General features: G+C 48.7%; 17 protein-coding genes. 11 read left to right on the top strand and 6 right to left on the bottom strand.

What is annotated here, in order from left to right; all coding sequences use genetic code 11:
- Positions 1–21: 21 nt before the first annotated feature.
- The 4 genes from ACU37H_RS16995 to ACU37H_RS16980 all read right to left on the bottom strand — a co-directional run bounded on the left by ACU37H_RS16995 (position 22) and on the right by ACU37H_RS16980 (position 3,875).
- Positions 22–432, bottom strand: a complete 411-nt coding sequence (locus ACU37H_RS16995; RefSeq protein WP_472704860.1) for a response regulator — start codon at positions 430–432, stop codon at positions 22–24.
- A complete protein-coding gene (locus ACU37H_RS16990; protein ID WP_472704862.1) occupies positions 429–2,222 on the bottom strand; it encodes a PAS domain-containing sensor histidine kinase in 1,794 nt (597 codons plus the stop codon). The genes ACU37H_RS16995 and ACU37H_RS16990 overlap by 4 nt, the downstream gene beginning before the upstream one ends.
- A 141-nt stretch (positions 2,223–2,363) precedes the next feature.
- Positions 2,364–2,993 (bottom strand): peroxiredoxin-like family protein, encoded by a 630-nt coding sequence (locus ACU37H_RS16985; RefSeq protein ID WP_472704864.1) that lies wholly within the window; start codon positions 2,991–2,993, stop codon positions 2,364–2,366.
- A gap of 36 nt (positions 2,994–3,029) precedes the next feature.
- A complete protein-coding gene (locus tag ACU37H_RS16980; protein WP_472704866.1) occupies positions 3,030–3,875 on the bottom strand; it encodes a helix-turn-helix domain-containing protein in 846 nt (281 codons plus the stop codon).
- On the opposite strand from ACU37H_RS16980, the gene ACU37H_RS16975 reads away from it, so the two are divergent.
- Complete coding sequence (locus tag ACU37H_RS16975; RefSeq protein ID WP_472704868.1) at positions 3,875–4,078, top strand: hypothetical protein; 204 nt, start codon at positions 3,875–3,877, stop codon at positions 4,076–4,078. The genes ACU37H_RS16980 and ACU37H_RS16975 overlap by 1 nt on opposite strands.
- 47 nt (positions 4,079–4,125) lie before the next feature.
- Here ACU37H_RS16975 and ACU37H_RS16970 read toward each other — a convergent pair whose 3' ends face one another.
- Positions 4,126–5,391, bottom strand: a complete 1,266-nt coding sequence (locus tag ACU37H_RS16970; protein ID WP_472704870.1) for a spondin domain-containing protein — start codon at positions 5,389–5,391, stop codon at positions 4,126–4,128.
- Positions 5,392–5,628: 237 nt separating this feature from the next.
- Between ACU37H_RS16970 and ACU37H_RS16965 the strand changes: the two genes are divergently transcribed.
- From ACU37H_RS16965 to ACU37H_RS16920, 10 genes are all read left to right on the top strand, one after another.
- Complete coding sequence (locus ACU37H_RS16965; RefSeq protein WP_472704872.1) at positions 5,629–5,964, top strand: hypothetical protein; 336 nt, start codon at positions 5,629–5,631, stop codon at positions 5,962–5,964.
- A 146-nt stretch (positions 5,965–6,110) separates the two neighbouring features.
- Positions 6,111–6,815, top strand: a complete 705-nt coding sequence (locus ACU37H_RS16960; RefSeq protein ID WP_472704874.1) for an ABC transporter ATP-binding protein — start codon at positions 6,111–6,113, stop codon at positions 6,813–6,815.
- A 176-nt stretch (positions 6,816–6,991) separates the two neighbouring features.
- A complete protein-coding gene (locus ACU37H_RS16955; protein ID WP_472704876.1) occupies positions 6,992–9,487 on the top strand; it encodes a TonB-dependent siderophore receptor in 2,496 nt (831 codons plus the stop codon).
- 39 nt (positions 9,488–9,526) lie between these two features.
- A complete protein-coding gene (locus ACU37H_RS16950; protein ID WP_472704878.1) occupies positions 9,527–10,969 on the top strand; it encodes an ABC transporter permease in 1,443 nt (480 codons plus the stop codon).
- A 3-nt stretch (positions 10,970–10,972) separates the two neighbouring features.
- Positions 10,973–12,316, top strand: coding sequence for a DUF3526 domain-containing protein (locus ACU37H_RS16945; RefSeq protein WP_472704880.1), 1,344 nt, complete (start codon positions 10,973–10,975; stop codon positions 12,314–12,316).
- 30 nt (positions 12,317–12,346) lie between these two features.
- Complete coding sequence (locus tag ACU37H_RS16940) at positions 12,347–14,767, top strand: outer membrane beta-barrel protein (RefSeq protein WP_472704882.1); 2,421 nt, start codon at positions 12,347–12,349, stop codon at positions 14,765–14,767.
- A gap of 307 nt (positions 14,768–15,074) precedes the next feature.
- Complete coding sequence (gene pyrG / locus ACU37H_RS16935) at positions 15,075–16,718, top strand: CTP synthase (protein WP_472704884.1); 1,644 nt, start codon at positions 15,075–15,077, stop codon at positions 16,716–16,718.
- A 313-nt stretch (positions 16,719–17,031) separates the two neighbouring features.
- The gene (locus ACU37H_RS16930) at positions 17,032–18,237 is read left to right on the top strand and encodes a nucleoside permease (RefSeq protein WP_494407566.1); all 1,206 of its coding nucleotides are present in this window, start codon (positions 17,032–17,034) and stop codon (positions 18,235–18,237) included.
- A gap of 7 nt (positions 18,238–18,244) precedes the next feature.
- Complete coding sequence (locus ACU37H_RS16925; protein ID WP_472704888.1) at positions 18,245–19,108, top strand: hydroxypyruvate isomerase family protein; 864 nt, start codon at positions 18,245–18,247, stop codon at positions 19,106–19,108.
- Positions 19,109–19,256: 148 nt separating this feature from the next.
- The gene (locus ACU37H_RS16920; RefSeq protein ID WP_472704890.1) at positions 19,257–20,123 is read left to right on the top strand and encodes a TIM barrel protein; all 867 of its coding nucleotides are present in this window, start codon (positions 19,257–19,259) and stop codon (positions 20,121–20,123) included.
- 728 nt (positions 20,124–20,851) lie between these two features.
- On the opposite strand, the gene tpiA is transcribed toward ACU37H_RS16920, so the two are convergent.
- On the bottom strand, positions 20,852–21,613 hold the full coding sequence (gene tpiA / locus ACU37H_RS16915; RefSeq protein WP_472704892.1) for a triose-phosphate isomerase: 762 nt from the start codon (positions 21,611–21,613) through the stop codon (positions 20,852–20,854).
- Between the last annotated feature and the right edge of the window lie 11 nt (positions 21,614–21,624).

The raw sequence follows: 21,624 nt of genomic DNA, 5'->3' as shown, positions 1-21,624 counted from the left end.
GATTTATAGCCCTGCCCGTGGTTAAAAATACCGTTCGAGTATTGTAGCCACGGTCTCCTTCTTCAATGGTTTATTGATGAGTTCTTTGATCTCAGGCATTTCATCCGCCTTGTGGAGATCAGAAGGATTAGACGAGGATGTAAGAATGATGATCGGCACATGAAGCGACGCTACCTGCGAATTTTGTGAAAGCTTCTGAACAAATTCCCAGCCATCCATTTTTGGCATGTTGATGTCCAGGAAGATCAGATCCGGTTGGATATGTTCATCCGCATCGCGACTGGTCAGTGCCTTAAAAGCTTCCTCGGCACTCTGGAAGCAAATAATTTGTTCCGCACAGTCCATTTTGTCCAGGATCACTTTATTGATAAAATTAGCCGCCTTGTTATCGTCGATAAGAACGATACACTTTAACTTAATCGATCTGCTCATAAATGCTTTGAAATGGTAAAGGAAAACACACTGCCAAAAGGGCTGTTAGGCGCCACACTGATATCACCTTCGTGCAAATCTACAATTTTTTTGCAGTGGGCCAGCCCGATTCCGGTTCCTTCATAACTGCTGTTCGAATGTAGCCGCTGAAAGATCCGGAAGATCTTCTCACTATATTCTTCTTCTACGCCGATGCCATTGTCTTTCACAAAGAACATCCAGCAATCGTCCCGTTCGGCACACTCCACATTGATAACCGGAGGTCTGCCGGCTTCCGTAAACTTGAGCGCGTTCACCATCAGGTTTTGAAACAACATGCGTAGTTCCGTGCGGTAAACATTGATAACAGGAAGGTCTCCCACCTCCACCGTGGCCCCCGACTCCCTGATCTTGGCAGAGAGATCGCTGATCACAGAGCCTACAACGACGTTACAATCGACAGACGACAGTTCACTATTGCGTCCTATCAGTGAATAATCCAGCAACGCCTTGATCAGGTTACTCATCCGGTTGGTAGACTCATTGATGAAATCAAGATAGAGCCTGCCCTGGTCCGTAAACACGGGGCCATAATCTTCATGAAGCAGTTCCACAAAGCTCATCACCGTGCGCAAAGGTTCCTGCAGGTCATGCGACGCAATGTAGGCGAATTGCTCGAGCTCCCGGTTCTTATTTTCCAGCTCCTGGTTATAGGCCTTCAACACATTCTGCGCTTTGATCCGGTCGGTAATATCCCTGATTGCCGCGCTTACAATGATGCCTTCATCTGTTTCGAGCGGGCTCAGGGAAATTTCTATGGGGAACTCTTCGCCGCTTTTCCGTAGGCCTTTCAATTCAAGCCCCGCGCCCATAGGCCTCACTTTGGGATTAAAGAAAAAGTGATCCCTGTGCGATGTATGATTGCCCCGAAACCGGTCAGGAATCAGGATTTCCACTTTCTTGCCGATCAGCTCGCTGCGCTCATAGCCGAAGATATTTTCCACCTGTGTATTCACGAGCTGTATAATACCTTCCTTACTGACTATTACCATCGCGTCCGGAGCACTTTCCAACAGTCCGCGGAACATACGCTCTGCGCGCTTTCTTTCCGTGATGTCGCGGATGGCAGCCGACACAAAAGTGCCCTCCTCCGTGATCAGCGGGCTCAACGAAATTTCCGCCTGGAAGGTCGTTGCATCTTTACGCCGGCCATGCAACTCCAGTCCCTTTCCCATGCTGCGCATGGTAGGGCTCTGGAAATAACTTTCGCGGTGTGCCTTATGATGTTTGAGAAAAGAATCAGGGATCAGCACTTCCACATCGCGGCCCAGCAATTCTTCTTTGGTATAGCCAAAAAGGTTTTCGGTCTGTGCATTGGATAGTACGATCTGGCCGCTGCGGTTGACGATTACCATCGCGTCAGGCGCGGTTTCCAGCAATGCCTGCGCCTTACTCGCCACCTTGTAGGTCTGGCTGGCCGGCCTGATCACGGCGGAGACGCCCAGGATGCGCTGCTGCTCATCCAGTATTGAAGAATACTGGATCACTACAGACTTACGGCTATCGGGAACCGCAATCACTTCAGCTCTTACGGACTCCAGTTGTTCGTTAAATGTGACGCGTTCCAGGATCGTATCGAACGCATCGCGCGACTCGGGCACCAGCAGCGAGGCAAAGGGCTGCCCTTCCAAAGGGCCGTTCTGCGTGTCATGGAATTGCTGGAGGGCCGCATGATTCGCGTAAATGATCTTGCCGGTGAGGCTGATGCCGAGGATACAATCTTTAGCAGAGTCTGTTAAATACGTCTTCACTGTTAAAACTATAGCAGCAAGATAGTGGTTTTTGCCTTAAAAAATTAAAGGCACTTTGATAGTGATCAGAGCGAACGTGAAAGACACGTCCGCCCTGCTATCCTGCTTCCAGGATTAGAGATCTATATCGTTGGTATGATATTATTGTACTGTTTCCGCGTAAGCTTTTGCCACATCAGTGAGCAGTTTTAGTCCCATCCGGGTCTTGAAGTCCGGGTCGATGTGCTGAAATTTGATGGTGCCTTTTTTATCTACGATATACACAGCTGGTACCGGCAGCAGGTTGTCGACATTTTTGCCACCCGAAGCCTTGCCCAGAAAGGAGTGATAGTTTTTAGGAGCGACAAACGCGATTCCCAGTTTTTTAGACAGCGTCAGGTCCGCGTCGGAAAGTAACGGATACGACAACTTGCGTTTTGCAGCTGTTTCCTTCAGGTTTTCCGGGCTGTCTGTGCTCACCGCCAATACCTGATAGCCCAATGACTGTAAGGTTCCAAGTGATTTTTGCAATGAAGCCAGTTGCACCTGGCAATAAGGACACCATCCACCCCGGTAAAACACAAGAACAGTGGGTTTATCAGCCAGGGTTTTAGACAGGTCCACTTGATCACCTGAGGCATTTGTCAGTTTCACGTCTAGGATATTGGCACCTACCAATAGCGGATGTACCTGGTCTGGCTGATCGGGTGCTTGATAGTCCTGCGCATAAGTGCTCATCATGCCTGCGAAAAGGAATAAAGGAATAGCGAATATTATTTTAAAATACTTCATTATAAATTGAGTTTAAATGTTATTAAATATACCGGCTTATCTGCGACCGGTCTTGAAGTTCGAAATACTTTCTCCGGCATGTTGCTTAAAGAAACGGCTGAAATGGGCCGGGCTGGTAAAGCCCAATGCATAGGAGATCTCTTTAGCGGTCTTATCCGAATAATGCAGGTAGCGTCTGGCTTCCAGCAAGATCCGGTTTTGGATCACCTTCGACGGCGGAGGATAGTTCAACGCGGCAAACAGGTTGCTCAGCGTTTTAGGGGACCGGTTCAATGCTTTGGCGTAGAATTGCACAGAATGCTCTGTTTTAAAATGCACTTCCAGCGTAAGATTGAACATTCTTACGATATCCAGCTTGTCGTCTTCTAGGTTTCTTGCTCCGGCGTTCTGCCGGCGCGCGATCCGGGTAATACTGATGATCAGCCTTTTTAACAAGGTGCGCAACATCTCTCCCTGCATCCGGTCCTTCACCCGCGTGTCTTCGACACAAAGTTGTTCAATCATTTCAATGTCATTCGCCTCTTTGTCTGACAAGGATACAAACAGCGGATGCCTCACGCCGTAAAACAGAAATCCTACACAACCCACTTCCACATCATGATCCACAATGCAGTAGAACTCCCTGTTGAATTGCCAGGCGCTTAATTTCTCCGGATGCTCAAACACAAAGTGCTGGTTGTTCATTAAAGGCAGTACGGATCGCGGTGGAAACGTGTAAGGCACTTCATCAATGATCACCATCTGGCTCTCATATCTGTTGTACACAATACTGTTAATCGTATCCTGTTTAACGAAGCCTTCGCCGTGTAATGACTGCTCTTTGTCTTCTTTATAGATCCGGAATAATCCATTGGTACGGGTGTCACTAAAAAGATATTTCAATGCTGAAAGTTTTGTACGCAGTTCATACAATGGTACAAAAAATATCTATTGGCTCCAAAACAGCACATATCGACTATCAATTACGCAACAAAGACATGAATGGGCAATGGAGGGTTGTATCTGTATTCATCTTTTTAGCGTTATATACCATCGATATTCTTCAGGACATGGGTACCAAAAATATCTGTATGCCCGACTATTGAAATAGCCAGATCCGCCAGCTTTTTTGCCGGCGGACCCGCTATCCTTCTTAATTCAATGTTACTTTCACAATCTGAGGCAGCGTAGTGAAAGCATTCGGATCAGGCACAGCTGCAATGGGTTTGCTTTCCGGAATCGGAGTTCCTCCCAGCGCTTTCTGCGACGCACCCGCTCCGGGATATTGATTGACGGCAGTACCATTGTCGTACAACTTAATGTCAGATGACCTGTCGCCTTTTGCTAAAGCGTCAATACCGACGCCCGCAAAAAACCAGTCGTTGGACAGACCATACATCGTGGCAATAGCGATCTTATCTCCGTTCACTACATGCAGTTGCTGCGAAACCTTGCCGCCCGGTTTATCACCGACCATCGGCAGTAAGACCGTTGTGGCTGGTTCTTTCAGGACGTAAACGTCTTTAATATTCGGCTTTGACTTTAAAGCAGCGGCCAGTACTTCAGCATCTCCGGTTTGAGCCAACTCCTTAAGCCCTTCTCCCCTGTCCTTTTGACCTTCTGTGTACAAAGGATTTTCATCACTCTGGTACACCACTACCAGCACCGGCGACAGCGGTGTAAATATCCCGGTCAGACCGGTAAGATAGGAAATCATCGCTGCGTTATCTCCTGTCTCGGCAAGAGCCGTAAGTCCGTTAGCGGTCATCTTTCCGGCCGTGTAGATCGGCTCAGCGTTCAACAGGTTACCGCCTGCGATATAAGACACCGCCCAAACCCCGGGACTGAAGGGCGTTTCATTGAGCGTACCGCCGGAGTTGTTGGTAATCGTCAATGTGAATATCGAATTCTCATACGCGAGGGAAACCCCCATCAATTTAGAGGCGTCAAGATATACATTACCCTGATCGTCCATCAATTTCACTTCTTTGATATTTTTAGCAGCTGACTCAGCAGTGCCCGGATGTGTAACATCCTTGCCCGGTGACTGATTGACACGGGTACCATTATCCCACAACTTTACCTGCGCCGACACATCGCCGGTTACGGGACTTCCGTCTTCCGCAAATAATGGTATGCCCGGATTTTCAGGAGCAAAAAATAAATCGTTGGACCATCCGTACATGGTTGCAAACGTCAACGCCTGCCCCCTGGCCGCAGAAAAAGTAATAGACACTGACTGGCCCGGAAGAATAACCGGAGGTGTTCCTTCGCCCTTGAATGTTCCGGAATGCACGAGCGGCCGGCTATCCAACACATTCTCAATAGTGATCGTTTTGGGTTGTTTCACTTCCACTTTATCCCTTGTACAAGAAGCTAATGCCAGGATCGTTACCGGCAAAAGCAAAAGGGACTTCATTATCGACTTTCTTTGATACATCATACGCTACAATTTTTTTTAATTACAAGTGCTACAAAGCTACCTGGTAACGACCGGTTAGTAAATACCCGGATTTCCCTTTGTCTTACCGATATTTCCTTTTAACAGCTTTTAAGCGCTTAAGACATGATCCGAAACACCTGTTCAGGTTTTCAAAATTTAGTTAGGAGCGAATTTTCAAAACCTCTATATTTGCAACTTCGTTTCAAAAAATAATTGTACTTAAAAACCTCATATCGTCCGTTCGTCAGCCTGATCTTATTGGTGGTATACACGTGGGTGGCCCTACCGGTCTCATTGTGGCATCATCATAATACAGCAGCGACGACGGTTTCGAAAGAGAAAAGCGGGGTTCACAAAGCGGATCTGTCAAACGACGCACAGTGCAAGATCTGTTCTCATCAGTATGCACCTTATGTTCCTGAAGCGTTGACCTTATCCTTACCGCCGAACCCTTTTTCCATTTTTGATATCGACGCAGGTCTTCCCACTTCCAAAACAGCAACCAGCCTCTCTCTCACCCGCGGCCCGCCCGCCATTTTAGTGTGCTGATCATTTTGATCACTAATCCGATCACTACAGCCGTTATCTTAATTGCCGCCCATACCTGATTCATCCGGATCAGGACCGGTCAGGCATTCTGCGAAACCAGCAGGTAACCGCTCTACCCCAACTGTCCATCCGGATAAATCCACATTATGTCATACATATTAGAAGCTGTACAGCTTACCAAAAATTATCAACATTACACGGCCCTTCGGGCGCTGGATCTGCGCATAACGGCCGGTGAAGTCTTTTGCCTGTTAGGACAAAACGGTGCGGGCAAAACCACCACCATCAATTCATTCCTGGGCTTTATCCAGGCCACGTCCGGCAAGGCTTTTATCAAAGGAATAGAGGTGAAGCCGAATAATACCGGCACCAAAGACCTCATTGCCTACATCCCCGAGGTCGTACAACTGTACGGCAACCTGACGGGCCTGGAAAACCTGGACTATTTCAGCCGCCTGGCCGGATTTCGCTACAATAAGAAACTTTTATCCGCCTTCCTGCAGCGGTCCGGCCTGCAACAGGAAGCTTACGGAAAAAAGCTCAGCACTTACAGTAAGGGTATGCGGCAAAAGGTGGGCATTGCCATCGCATTAGCTAAAAATGCTGATGTTATATTTATGGATGAGCCAACCAGCGGCCTGGATCCCAAGGCTACATCAGAATTTACAACAGTCTGCCAATCGCTCGCTGCCGAGGGCAAGACCATTTTTATGGCGACGCATGATATTTTCAACGCGGTAAACGTTGGCTCGCGCATCGGCATCATGAAACAGGGAAGCCTCGTCCATACCACTCCTACCAGCGGCATTTCCGCCAACGAGTTACAGCAATTATACCTGGAAACCATTTAAGCAGCAGACCAACATTCATCTGATCTGATGATCACGGTAAGCTGCCGGCTAAAGTATATACCAATGGAATGGTGGCACTACAACTGTCGCGATGAAAAAGATTACGAACTGCCCGAGCTGCCGCACGGCGCGATCTACGGGCCTATCGATATACAATCAAAACCTAAACTACAATAATGATGAAACAATCTTTACTCTTGTTTATTTTAACCGTTCACTACCTCTGCGCGCACAGTCAGCACGCATTGCAGGGTACGGTATCTGACGAGCACCAGCATCCCTTGTCGGGTGCGCTCGTCATGATCGGACAAAAAGAGATCACCCGAAAAGTGGTTACAGACAGTGCCGGTCACTTCATGGTGCCTGACTTGAAAAAAGGAAAAATCAATGTGCAGGTATCCGCTGTAGGCTATGAAGATTTTCAGCAATCCCTCGTGCTTTCGGGAGCTGCTGCGTTATCGGTCATCCTGCGTCCTCAAATCACGGATCTGCAAACAGTGGAAGTGCTGGGACGCGTTGAAAAAAAATATTACAGTGCCTACACGTTCAGCACTACACGAACAGCGAGCCTCAACAAAGAGTTACCCCAATCCGTGGGAACAGTGACCAAGGAGATCATGAAAGACCGGCAGGCCTTCCAGCTCGCGGATGCCATCAAAGTGATTCCCGGTGTGATCCCAGCCAGTTTTTATAATCAGTATACGATCAGGGGCATCAGCCAGAACGAGGAGGGACAGCTCATCAACGGCATGCGGACGCGGCAATATTATTTCCTGCAGCCCATCACCGCTCATATCGAACGGGTGGAAGTGATCAAAGGCCCGGCCAGCGCCACTTTCGCCAGCGTAGATCCCGGTGGCAGCGTGAACCTGGTGACGAAGAAACCATTGGCAACAAACCGTAAAGAGATCAGCCTGAGCGCCGGAAGCTTCAACACCTTACGCGGCACCCTCGACTTCACGGGGCCGTTGAACAAAGAGAAAACATTGCTCTACCGGCTCAACGGCGCTTACCAGCGGGCCCGGAGCTACAGGGACCTGGTGCAAAATAATGCGCTGCTGCTATCGCCTTCACTAACCTATCTGCCCAGCGACAAAACCGCGCTGAACGTTGAAATGATCTTTAGCAACATGGCAGGTAACCTCGACCGCGGTCAACCCATATTTGGGGCAACTGCGGGTAAGACTGATTTGAACAGCACGCCCATCAGTCTGAACCTGGGCGCAGGCAGCGATTTCTTCAAATCCAAAGAATTGATCCTGACCACCAGCCTGGCCCACCAGTTCAATCAACACGTCAGCTTTAACGCCGCTTACATGAAACAAACCTGGGAAGAGGATCTGCTGGAGCACCGCACGACCAATGCATTTGCAGTAGACATCAACAATCAGCCCTCCAGATCCCTGGTGGCCATGCAATTTGTTCAACGGCAGCAGCACTGGAATATCGATAACCTGAGCGCCTTTTTCAATTTCAAGGCAGCCACGGGCCAGGTAAAGCATGAATTTCTTATCGGTTATGATCTGAGCAGCTGGCAAAAAGTGAAAGGTGGCGGACAAAATGCAGCCCGCGGGTTCATGTTGAAGAACGGCACGGTGGCCAACTCCTTTGTTGCGGCTAACGCCGATCAATATCAAACCATCACCCATGAAGGGGTCGTATTTCCTCAACCGAACGTCCCGTATTTCGATCTGAAGAATCCCACTTACACGGTCCGCAATATAGATGACTACACACTCAACCGCCGCACGGCGATCCCGGCAGCGCTCACGACAACCCATGCGGTATATGTACAGGAGCAGCTCCGCTGGAACAAGTTTATCGTGTTGCTGGGCCTGAGGCATGACTGGTTCAGGGATATCACCAATTATAAAGCGCCCCGGGAATTATCTTTTACCAACAAGAAACTCGTTCCCAGGATCGGCGTGACGTATAAAGTGTCTCCTCATGTTAACGCTTATGCTACTTACCTCGAAGGGTACCAGCCTCAAAGCAACACCGTGACCTTGCTGCCCAGTACCGGCAGTTATTTCTGGACCGATGAATCTGCATCAAGATTTAAACCACTGGTCAGCAATCTTAAAGAAGTAGGTGCGAAAGCGAGCTTCCTCCATGACAAGCTGAATCTAAATGCAGCGCTATACGAAATCAATCAAAAAAATTTACTGATGAATGCCAACCTCGCGGACTATCCCGATTCGATGGTGACACGTGGCGCTGAACGCAGCCGTGGTTTTGAAATAGATGTTACAGGCTACGTATCATCGTCTTTGCAGGTGTATGCGTCGTACAGTTTTATTGACGCCCGGATCATTGAAGACAATGACCCCAAGCTGGAAGGAGCGCGCAAGCAAAACACGCCTTTTCACAGCGCCAATCTCTGGTCGCGATACAACTTCCCCGCTACTACTTTACTTAAAGACATAGGACTGGGACTGGGACTGCAATACCAGGGCAACCAGGTTCCCTGGTTTGACCGGTCATTTACAACACCGGCTTACACGCTTGTGGATCTCGCGCTCTACTACCGGCCTTCGACAGGTAATATGCAGGTAGCGCTGAATGTGAACAATGTTTTGGATAAGACTTACTGGATTGGCGCGCAAAATTACCAGCGTTTGTTTCCCGGTGCACCGCGGAACCTCATGTTGACCGCCACTTATACTTTTTAAAAGAGATGATAAGCCATCATCAGATATAAAACATCGCCCATGAATGCTATCAGGATCGTAGCGACTCATTTTTTTTCTGTGACATTGCGCAGCAAAGTGCTCGCACCCATTTACGTAGTTTGGCTGTTGCTTGTGGTGTATGCCTCTTACACCGGCTATCAAACATACAACGCGCAAAACCGCCTGCGGCTTGACTTTCAGCGGCAGGCCAGGCAAAGCTGGGAAGCCAATCCCGATAAGCATCCCCACCGGATGGCTCATTTCGGCACGTTCGCATTTCGCCTGAAGCATCCGTTAAGTATGTACGATTATGGTATGGAGAGCTACACCGGCAATGCAGTCTTCTTAGAAGCCCATAAGCAGAATACCGTCAACTTCAGCGAAGCGGGTTTCAGCACCGGGCTCCTGCGCTTCGGTGAATTGAGTTTATCAATGCTATTGCAGATCGTGTTGCCGCTGATTGTTTTTTTTCTCGGATTCAGCGCTATCGCGCAACAGCGGGAAAACGGCACCCTGAAAATATTGCTGATCCAGGGTGCCGGCTTCAGGCAAATCGTTTGGGGCTACAGCCTCGGGCTGTTTGGGCTGTCACTATTATTCCTGCTGCCCGCCGTGATCGCGGCAGCGACACAATTGCTGCTTACAGGGCAATTGCCTGCCGGCGCGGGCGTCTGGGCCAGAAGTGGCTGGCTGTTGGCCGGCAGCCTGGTCTTTTTATGGGTCATCAGTGTTATCTCCATTTGCATATCAGCCGGAAGTCGCAACAGCCGCGCATCCTTGCTGCAACTCTTAGGCATCTGGTTGTTGATGGTGATCGTATTACCCAAAACCTTACAAGCCGCAGGGAGCTTTCTCTATCCGGCTCCGGGAAAGATTGTATTTGAAACCGCGGTGGAAAAAGACGTGCTTCAGATCGGTAACAGTCATAACCCAGACGATCCTCACTTTACCCGGCTAAAAGATTCGGTTTTGAAAGCGCATCATGTCGACTCCGTGGAGCAACTTCCTTTTAATTATAGCGGGTTCCAGATGCAGCAAGGCGAAAAGATGAGCGCCGAAGTTTACAACAGGCATTTGCAGCAATTGTATGACCGCTACGAGCAACAGAATCATATCAGCTACCTGGCCGCCTTTATCAACCCGCTGCTCGCTATCAGGAACATGAACATGGCCATAAGTGGTACCGACTTTAAAGCCTATCGCTCTTTTCAGCAGGAAGCCGAAGAATACCGGTATCACCTGGCGCAAAGCATGAATGAGTTACAGATCCGACACATCAGCAACCGTAAGCCCGGCAAAGATGAGCAGCCGCATAGCATTGACAAAAGTCACTGGACTGAGTTCGCCGACTTCAAACATCGGTTTCCATCATTATCCTCCGTGATCCACCAACAGCAATGGACCATAGCCGCTTTGGCCGCGTGGTTGCTGATATCGATCGGCGCTATTTACTTCACCGCTGCCAAAGCAAAAGCATTATAATTTATGTACCGTTTAGCATTCCTCAATTTTATACGAAGCCGCTCCGTAATGATAGCCCTTGCCCTGTTTCTGGGTACGGGCCTGGTAAGTATTTACATCGGAAAAGCCTTCCTGCAAAAGCAGGAACAGGCTATCCAATCGGTTACTGCATTACAGAAAGAACAAATAGAAAGAAATGTGAGCCATATACCAGATCAGTTCGGGTTACTCATGTATTACCTGCGTTTTGCGTATATCCATCAGCCTAAGCCCATCGCGGCCCTGTCCATAGGGCAGCTGGATATCAATACCAACATACAATACCTGACGATCCGCGGACTCGAAGCACAGCGGTATGATACGGACCTGTTTAATCCTTACAATCAGCTGACCGGCAATTTTGATCTGAGCTTCGTGATCCTTTTCCTGTTTCCGCTGCTCATCATTGCATTCAACTTCAACCTGCTTTCGCAGGAGAAAGAAGGCGGTACCTGGCCGTTGGTCAACGTGCAGGCCGTGCAGCCGCTCCGTTTCCTCATCCGGAAGCTGAGCATCCGTTTTATCGTCGTCCAGGCATTGCTGATCCTCTTGCTGATCCTGGCGTTGATCATCGTAGGCATTCCGCCCGACGCAGCTTTCCGGACTTATGCGCTTACAGCCATGCTCTATGTCAGTGTTTGGTTTGCAATCAGCTTTTTTATTATCGCATTTCATAAAAGCAGCAGCATCAGCGCGCTGCTCCTGTTAACCAGCTGGGTAGTCATTTGCCTGCTGCTTCCGGCCATGGTAAACAGCTATGTCACCTCCCGCTATCCTGTAAAAGAAGCGTACAGCACTTTCCTGAAGCAGCGGGATGGCTACCATACGAAATGGGATAAAGATCCGGCACACACATTGAATGCCTTTTTTAAATATTATCCTCAGTACAGTCATTACGAGTGGAAGGGGCCTAAGTTTAATTATTTATGGTACTATGCCATGCAACAGCTGGGAGATAACGAAGCTGCCGCCGACAGCAAACGCATGCACCGGAAATTACATGCGCGCCAGCAGGCAAGCGAAGCCGTAGCGCGATGGATCCCTTCGATGCAGGCACAGTTGCAGTTTACTGACATTGCTGGTACCGGGTTGACGCAATATTTACAATATCTCGACAGCACAGCGCAGTTTCATGAACGGACCAAGCTCCATTTTTATCCCAAAATTTTCGGAGACAGCACGGTCGCTTCCGAACCGTGGGAAACGCATGCCCCGGAATATTTTAAACCCGTCTCTAAAATGTCGATGGCAGCATTGCTACTGCCATTGTTGCTGATGACAGGCATTTTCGGCGGTGCCGGCGTTGGTGTATTCCGGAAAATGTCCTGATTCAACTGTCCGTCATAGTCCTTTAAGAATATGAAACCTGACCTATTTATAAAAGCGAAGCAAGTCCACCTCTTGCTCTGGACGCTGCTCCTCGTCTGGACACAGGAAAGCATGGCCCAGTCAGGCGTCATCTCAGGCAGAATAACAGCGGCCGAGGGGCATGCTCTGACCGGAGCCAGTGTGCAATTGAAACGCATCGACGGCCCCGACAGCAATGCCGCAACACTTACGGACAGCTCCGGCAATTTTTCGTTTCGATCGCTTGTACCAGCATATTACCAATTATTCATTTCACATCTGAGTTACCATCCGGTTACAAGCGATAGCTTATTGCTTGACGCCAGTCGCCCGCATATGCAGTCCGGCTGGACATTACAGCCGTTATCGGACACCTTGAAAACCGTGATCGTAAAAGCTGCGGCGCCCGCAGTATCGTTCAAAGAGGGCAAGCTACAATTCCGCGTGCGGGACATGGCGCTGGGCAGCGGGCAAACCGCACTGGATATTATTTCGCGTTTACCCGGGGTGACCCTGGACCAAAACGAAAACATCACCTTACGCGGATCGGCCGGCGTCAATGTTATGATGAATAACCGGATGACCTATCTGTCAGGGACACAGCTTGTCAACTATCTGAAAGGCCTGAGCGCCGAAGACATCAGCACGATTGAACTGATCAATGCGCCCGACGCAGGCCTTGATGCAGCTGGAAATGCAGGCATCATCCATATCGTTTCCAGGAAAAAGCTAAACCCCGGTTTCGTGATGGACCTGCGATCGGCAGTGAGTAAAGGACAGTACCTGATGACCAATCAGCAGCTCACCCTGGGGTACTACTCCAAAAGCATCGCCGCCTACGCTTCGTTTGACTACAGCACACCGCATAAATTTTTAAAAGCAACGGGAGGCAATACTATTCCGGGACGGGGTAGCGGACGGGTGGAACGTGAAGCGGCATCTGGTTACAACATAAAGTATTATACTTACCGGTTGGGCGCAGACTGGGCCTTCAATGACCAACACCGATTGGGCCTGCATTATCACGGCTACCTCGATGATTTTACCTGCTTTCACGACACACGGATTCAGCTTTTCAACGGAGAGAAACCCACCGGCCGCACACAGTCTTACAATAATATCATTGAGCCTTACCATTATAATGCCGTCAACCTCTCCTACCAGTTCGACATCGACAGTTCGGGCAAAAAAATTACGGCCGATGCAGACTACACTTCCTACAGGAATTATTCGGACGCGCTGATGGATCTGCAATATTATAATGCCGGAAATGACCTCACCGGAACGAACCAGCTCCGGTCCTATCAGCCCGGCTTTGTGACCATCCGTTCTATAAAGACGGATGCGGAGTTGCCTTTGGGAAAGACCTTGTTCAAAGCCGGGCTGAAATATGCAGCCGTGAATAATGATAATGAATACCGGTTCGACTCCCTGCAAAATGGTGCTTTTATTGCCATCGACGCGATGAGCGATAGGTTTCGCTACGCCGAGCGGATCGCTGCCGCTTATGTCACGGCCCGCAAACGCCTGCATCATACAGAAATAAACCTGGGCTTACGACTGGAGCATACCGATGCCAATGGATTCACCCTGAAACAGGGTGTAGTGAACAGATGGAAGTACACGCAATTATTCCCTTCTCTGTCTGTCGAACAGGAATGGGGCACGGCACATCATCTCAGCATCGCGCTGAGCCGGCGGATCAACCGGCCCACTTATACGAGTCTGAATCCAGTTCGCTGGTACAGGGATCAGTACTTCTATTTTTCAGGAAATCCTGACCTGGTGCCGGAACTGGCCTGGGTCATTTCATCGGTATACCAGTGGCGAAAAAAATATGTATTGAATTTAACCTATAATAAAAGCGATGCTTTTATGGCCGAGCGACTGGCGGTTGACGAAGAAAGCGGCACGATAAAAAGCCAGACCGCCAATTTCGGAACTTTACACCGCACCGATGCAACTATTTCGATTCCCTTCTCCCTTGTCAAAAACTGGCAGGTGCAGCTGTCTTCCGGTGCGAGCTACACCCGATACCCCGTTCCCTTTTTAAGCGGTGAGCAAAAGGTATCGCAATGGTCGGCCAATGCCTCCCTGCAACAGCAGTTTTTATTGCCGGCAGGATTTAAAGCCTCGCTGAACGCCTATTATTTCAGCGAAGCTTTGCAAGGCTTTTTCAGGGTCGATCCCTATTATTATATAGATGCCGGCCTTACAAAATCGCTGTGGCAAAACAAAATGGATCTCCGGCTGTCGATTGCAGACATTTTCAACACGACCCGGCGCAGGATGTACTCGATCACAGATATTACCACGTACTACTATAACGGAAAACCCGACAGCCGCCGGGCAGGCATATCGATCACCTGGCATATCGGTGGCAAGGCACTGCCCGCCAGCCGGCGCCAAACCGAAGAGCAGGAACGGTTGTAAGCGTGAATGGAACCGCTGTTTTGCCTGCTTTCATCCATTTCGAAAACCGGATAAGAATGTCTTTTAGAAGTGGCTCGACATGATCGGCGTCATGAATCGCATAAAAAAGCAGCGCCCTCCGCTCCATAATAAACAGGAATTCTATACCTTTGTGCGACCTCAAAAATTTTCTCATCGATTATTTTCTGTCGGTCACTTTTTTAGTTTTTTCATTTAATATTTTTTAGATAATAATCATTTGATTATATGGTGTGGCTTTACCATCCTGGTAGGCGGCAACATCATATAAGTAAAAATCATTTTTGGTATGGCCAAGTATATTTTTGTTACGGGTGGCGTGACTTCCTCTTTAGGAAAAGGTATTATAGCAGCTTCCTTAGCCAAGCTGCTGCAAGCGCGTGGTTTGAGGGTGACGATTCAGAAGTTTGACCCTTATATCAACATCGACCCCGGAACACTGAATCCGTATGAGCACGGTGAATGTTTTGTGACCGAAGACGGTGCGGAAACGGATCTTGACCTGGGCCACTACGAAAGATTCCTGAATATTTTCACTTCCCAGGCCAACAACGTGACCACTGGCCGCATTTATCAGACGGTGATCAACAAAGAAAGAGAAGGTGCTTACCTGGGTAAAACCGTGCAGGTCGTTCCTCATATCACCAACGAGATCAAGCGCCGCATGATGGAGCTGGGCAATACAGGTGATTATGACATCGTGATCACGGAGATCGGAGGTACTATCGGTGATATCGAAAGCCTGCCGTTTGTGGAATCGATCCGCCAGCTGCAATGGGAATTACCGGAAGAAGACACCGTGGTGATCCACCTGACCTATATCCCCTACCTGAAAGCAGCGAAAGAGCTGAAGACCAAACCTACCCAGCACAGTGTGAGGATGTTGAGCCAGGAAGGGGTAAGCCCCGATGTGATCGTATGTCGCACGGAAAGGCCACTGACACCGGATCTGAAAAGAAAGATCGCGTTATTCTGTAATGTAAAGCAGGAAGCCGTGATTGAAGCAACGGACCAATCAACGATCTATGAAGTACCATTGGCGATGCTGCGCGAAAAGCTGGATGTGACCTGCCTCAAAAAACTGAACATTACCCAATACAACGAACCGGAGCTTACCAAATGGCGCACTTTCCTGGATAAGCTGAAATATCCCAAAACAGTGGTGCGCATCGGGCTGATCGGGAAATACCTGGAATTGCAGGATGCTTATAAGTCGATCCTCGAAGCCTTCGTTCACGCCGGAGCGGTAAACGAGTGCCAGGTGCAGATCGTGAATGTGCACAGCGAATATATCACAGAAGAAAATGTGGAAGAGAAGCTGGCCGGACTGGAAGGCTTACTGGTAGCGCCAGGTTTTGGCTTGCGCGGTATCGAAGGAAAAATAACAGCCGTCAAGTATGCGCGTGAAAATGGCTTACCCTTCTTTGGTATCTGCCTCGGCATGCAAATGGCGGCCATTGAATTTGCCCGTAACGTCCTTGGTATCAAAGAAGCCAACTCCACTGAAATGGATGAGAATGCCAAAGAGCCGGTTATCGACCTGATGGAAGAACAAAAGGAGGTAACTGAAAAAGGCGGCACCATGCGCCTGGGTTCTTATACCTGCGCTATAAAGCCGGGCAGCCTGGCTCATACCATCTATGGGTCTGATACGATCACAGAAAGACACAGGCACCGCTGGGAATTCAACAATAAATACCTGGAAGCGTTTGAGCAAGCCGGTATGATCGCCAGCGGTAAAAATCCGGACAGCGGACTGGTAGAGTTCATCGAACTGACCAATCACCCCTTCTTTGTAGGCGCCCAGTACCACCCGGAACTGAAGAGTACGGTAGAAAATCCGCAGCCCATCTTCGTTCATTTTGTAAAGGCAGCCATTGCAAGAAGCACAACAACCCCGAAAGAACACCGGGCAGAGATGGCCAAATTATAAGCAGGGCTTCATCAACTTATTGTAAGGAAGCTGTATCAAAAGTGCTGTTTCACGCATCAGTAACACAGAAAAACAAAGAAACAACGGCAGGTTGGCAAGCAACTACCGCCGGCTTCTTCGTACGCGTTGTGCTATTTGTGTGAAATCTCTTTGCTTTTGAGGCAGCTTCTTTATTTTTACAGCTATAATAAAATCTGTAAGCCCGTATATTTTTATGGATTAAATTGCTACATTTATCCATTAATCATTCATCAATTAACCACACATTAACGAAAGCAATATGAAATCAGGCACAAGAATCCAACTTTCCTTTATGATGTTTCTCGAATTCTTCATCTGGGGCGCATGGTTTGTGACATTAGGAACTTTTTTAGGGACGAATCTAAAAGCTAACGGCCTGGAAATCGCCAATATTTTTTCAACGCAGTCCTGGGGAGCTATCATCGCTCCTTTTATTATTGGCTTAATTGCTGACCGCTTCTTCAATGCCGAGCGGATCCTGGGTGTGCTCCACCTGCTGGGCGCTGTGCTGATGTACATGATGTTCAAGTCTGAAAATTCTGCTGCGTTTTACCCTTATGCATTGGCCTACATGATCGCTTATATGCCTACCCTGGCGCTCGTAAACTCTGTTTCCTTCCGGCAAATGCAAAATCCTGAGAAAGAGTTCCCCTCCATCAGGATCTTCGGAACGATCGGCTGGATCATCGCCGGCGTGATCATCAGCTATGTCTTCCATTGGGACAATAAAGAGAACAACACGGCTAATGATACATTAAGAAATACGTTCCTGATGGCGTCTATCGCCTCTTTAGTGTTGGGACTCTTCAGCTTTTCGCTGCCTAAGACACCACCTAAAAAAGCAGAGCAAGGCGCTTCTGTCAGCCAGATCCTGGGACTAGATGCCCTGCAATTATTAAAGAACAAGAACTTCCTGGTTTTCTTTATTACTTCTATATTGATCTGTATTCCGCTGGCGTTTTACTATCAGAATGCCAATCCCTTTCTTACAGGTGTAGGCCTGGAAAACCCAACGGCCAAGATGGCTATCGGACAGGTATCTGAAGTACTGTTCCTGCTATTGATCCCCTTCCTTTTTAAGCGTTTCGGATTTAAAAATACCATCCTGATCGGGATGCTGGCCTGGGCGGTGCGCTACGTGCTCTTCGCTTATGGTGACGCCGGCGATCTTTCTTTCATGCTGATCATAGGCATTGCATTGCACGGTATCTGTTACGACTTCTTCTTTGTATCGGGCCAGATCTATACCGATAGCAAAGCCGGTGAAAAATATAAAAGCTCTGCGCAAGGGTTGATCACGCTTGCAACATATGGTGTCGGACAATTGATTGGCTTCTGGGTAGCGGGTTTTGTAACCGAACATTACAAATCAGTTCAAAACTCCGACAGCTACTGGCACAACGTATGGCTGGTACCGGCAGGTATTGCAGCGGTGGTTTGCTTTTTATTTGCTATAGTTTTTAAGAACGATAAAACTCAACCTGTAGATGCAAAATAGAAGACATATGCTTAAAACCCTTGCTGCCGGCTCGCTCGCAGCAGGTCTTTCACCGTTGAGCAGCTTAGCCAACGAACAAAAATCGATGGAACCGTTAAAAGGAAATATTAATCACAGTGTTTGCCAGTGGACCTTTGGAAAAGTGCCGCTGGAGGAACTGTGCACGACAGTGAAAAAAATGGGCTTATCGGCCATTGACCTGTTAGGACCAAAAGACTGGCCCACCATTCAAAAACATGGTATCACCTGCAGTATGTGTTACATTCCGGGAAAAGTGAGCCTGACCGATGGATTTGCCGGCAAAGAATTCCACGCCTCTCTTATTAAAGATTACGAGGAAGGTATTCCATTGGTAGGCAAGGCAGGCTATAAAAACCTGATCTGCTTTAGCGGCAACCGCCGGGGCATGGACGATGAAACCGGTTTGAAAAATTGTGCGGAAGGATTGAAAAAGATCTTACCGCTTGCCGAAAAGCACAACGTAGTGCTCGTGATGGAATTGCTGAACAGCAAAGTAGATCATAAGGATTACATGTGCGATCATACTGCCTGGGGCGTTGAGCTGTGCAAAAGACTGGACAGCGAGCATTTCAAGCTACTTTACGACATTTACCATATGCAGGTAGATGAAGGAAACGTAATCGCTAACATCCGCGCGCATCACAAGTATTTTGCGCATTACCACACAGCAGGCGTTCCCGGCCGGAACGAATTAAACGATAAACAGGAACTATACTACCCAGCTATCATGCAGGCCATCCTGGACACGGGGTTCAAAGGCTATGTGGCCCAGGAGTTTATTCCGACCGGTAAAACGGAAGCAGACCGCTTCAATGCCCTGGAACAAGCCGTAAGAGTGTGTGATGTGTAATGAGAGTTGATGGTTGATGACCTATAGTCCATAGTTTATGGTTCGTAGCCGAGATACTAAGTGTCACATTGTGAACCGTATCAGAATCAATGGCTGGCAAAGCAGCGGGTAGCCCTGAAGTAATAATTCGAAAACTAAATTCATCAAAATGGATAGGAAGCATTTTCTAAAAATGAGCGGCAGTGCGGCTTTAGGCATGGCGCTCGCCTCTTGCGCCGGCAGCAGAGCCGCAGCGGGCAAAGGAACTATAAAGAACCTGGGAATTCAATTATATTCTCTGAGGGACGATCTGCCCAAAGATCCTAAAGGGGTGTTGAAACAGCTCTCTTCTTTTGGTTATAAAACGATTGAAAGTTACGAAGGCGCCCAGGGCATGTTCTGGGGGATGAAAAATACCGATTTCAAAAAGTACCTGGGCGGATTGGGCATGTCTATTATCAGCAGCCATTGCGATCACAGGACGGACTTTGAACGGAAAGCCGCCGAAGCCGGTGAGATCGGTATGAAATACCTGATCTGCCCCTGGCTGGGAAAACAAAGACGGCTCGATGATTACAAAAAAGCCGCTGATGAATTTAACAAAGCCGGCGCTATCTGCCGTAAGAACGGCTTGCGTTTTGCCTACCACAATCATGATTATTCCTTCCGCCTGCAAGACGGCCAGTATCCGCAGGATATCATGATGAAAAATACAGACCCTGCATTGGTAGATTTTGAGATGGATATCTATTGGGTAGTGACCGCCGGGCAGGATCCTGTGGAGTGGATGAACAAATACCGCTGGCGCTTTAAGCTGTGCCACATCAAAGACCGCAAGAAGGATACGCCTTTTAAAGAAGGTGAACCCAACCAAAGCTGTATTGTCGGTAATGGATCCATCGATTATAAGTCGATCCTGGGACAGGCCAAGAACCTCGGCATGCAGCATTATATCCTCGAACAAGAGGCTTACGAAAAAGAACCGATTCAATGTGTGAAGGAAGGCGCTGCCTACCTCAACCAGCTCGTGTTTTAGAAAAGACAGCAGGAACCCGGGTTATTTAAAATCCGTGGTTCAGCCACATAGAAAAAGGGATGTCGCTTCAAAGTGACATCCCTTTTTTATAAAAGTGTTGTGTCTCGTCATTCCGACCGGAGCACAGCGAAGTGCCTGCCCCGACGGTACGGACGGGGAGGAATCCCGCTTCGTAAAAGAGATGGTTCGGCTCCCGCTATGCTTCCCGACCCTCCGGGCCGGGCAAGGCGCTCACCATGACGGTCCTTAGTATGCCCTCGTTCCGACCGGAGCACAGCGAAATGCCCGCCCCGACGGTACGGACGGGGAGGAATCCCGCTTCGTAAAAGAGATGGTTCGGCTCCGCTATGCTTCGCTCACCATGACGGTCGTAGGGCGCATGTTGTACCGTCGTTTCGACCGAGCGTAACAACGTGAAGCGAGCGCCCGCCCGAACGGTACGGGCGGGGAGAAATCTCATTCATTAGGGATGAGATGGTTCCCCGTCTCCCCGCCAGAACGAATCTTTCGGGCTGGCGAACGGATTCATCCGGGCAGGGACTCCGCTGTGCTTCCCGACCCTCCGGGCCGGGCAAGGCGCTCACCATGACGGTCCTTAGTATGCCCTCGTTCCGACCGGAGCACAGCGAAGTGCCCGCCAGGACTATATGCGAGATCCCATTATTATCCGTCGTTCCGACCGCAGTTTTGCCTTCAGCAAAACAAGCGGAGGAATCTCCGTATTATATTTACTTCAACGCTTTGATAATTTCGATAAAGTCGAGCGCTACCAATGAAGCACCGCCTACAAGACCACCATCTACATCAGGGCTGGCAAAGATCTCTTTTGCATTGTTGGGCTTTACGCTACCGCCATACAGGATCGAAATTTCATCAGCCACTTCAGCGCCGTATTGACCGGCTAATACCGCACGAAGATGGGCATGCATTTCCTGCGCCTGCTCGGTGGACGCCGTTTTTCCGGTACCGATCGCCCAGATAGGTTCATACGCGATCACTACTTTTTTAACTTCGTCCGCAGACAGATGGAACAGCGACTCTTTCAGTTGTGTTTCCACGAACGCATTTTGTGTATTGGCTTCGCGGATGTCTAAAGACTCGCCACAGCAGAATATCGGAGTCATGCCTTTTTCCAGCAACAGGTTTACTTTTTCAGCCAGCATTTGATTGCTCTCGTTAAAGTATTCTCTTCTTTCGCTGTGGCCGATAATGCAATGTTTGATGTTGATCGAATCAAGCATATCTACAGACACTTCGCCTGTATAAGCACCAGATTTCTTGTTGCTGCAATTCTGCGCAGCAATAAAATAATTTTTCAGCGACGTCGTTTTCTCCTTCGCCATGATCAGGTAAGGAAAAGGAACGGCAAATATCACTTCATGGTGATCTTTACTTCCAAGATCGTTTTCCAGGATTGCGCCCAGTAGTTGCTGACCTTCGAGGTAAGAAAGATTCATTTTCCAGTTTGCCGCTGCTATTTGTTTTCTCATTTTGATGATAA

The organism is Niabella sp. ZPM-14 (assembly GCF_055693045.2).
This window is presented reverse-complemented; position numbering and strand designations above follow the sequence as displayed.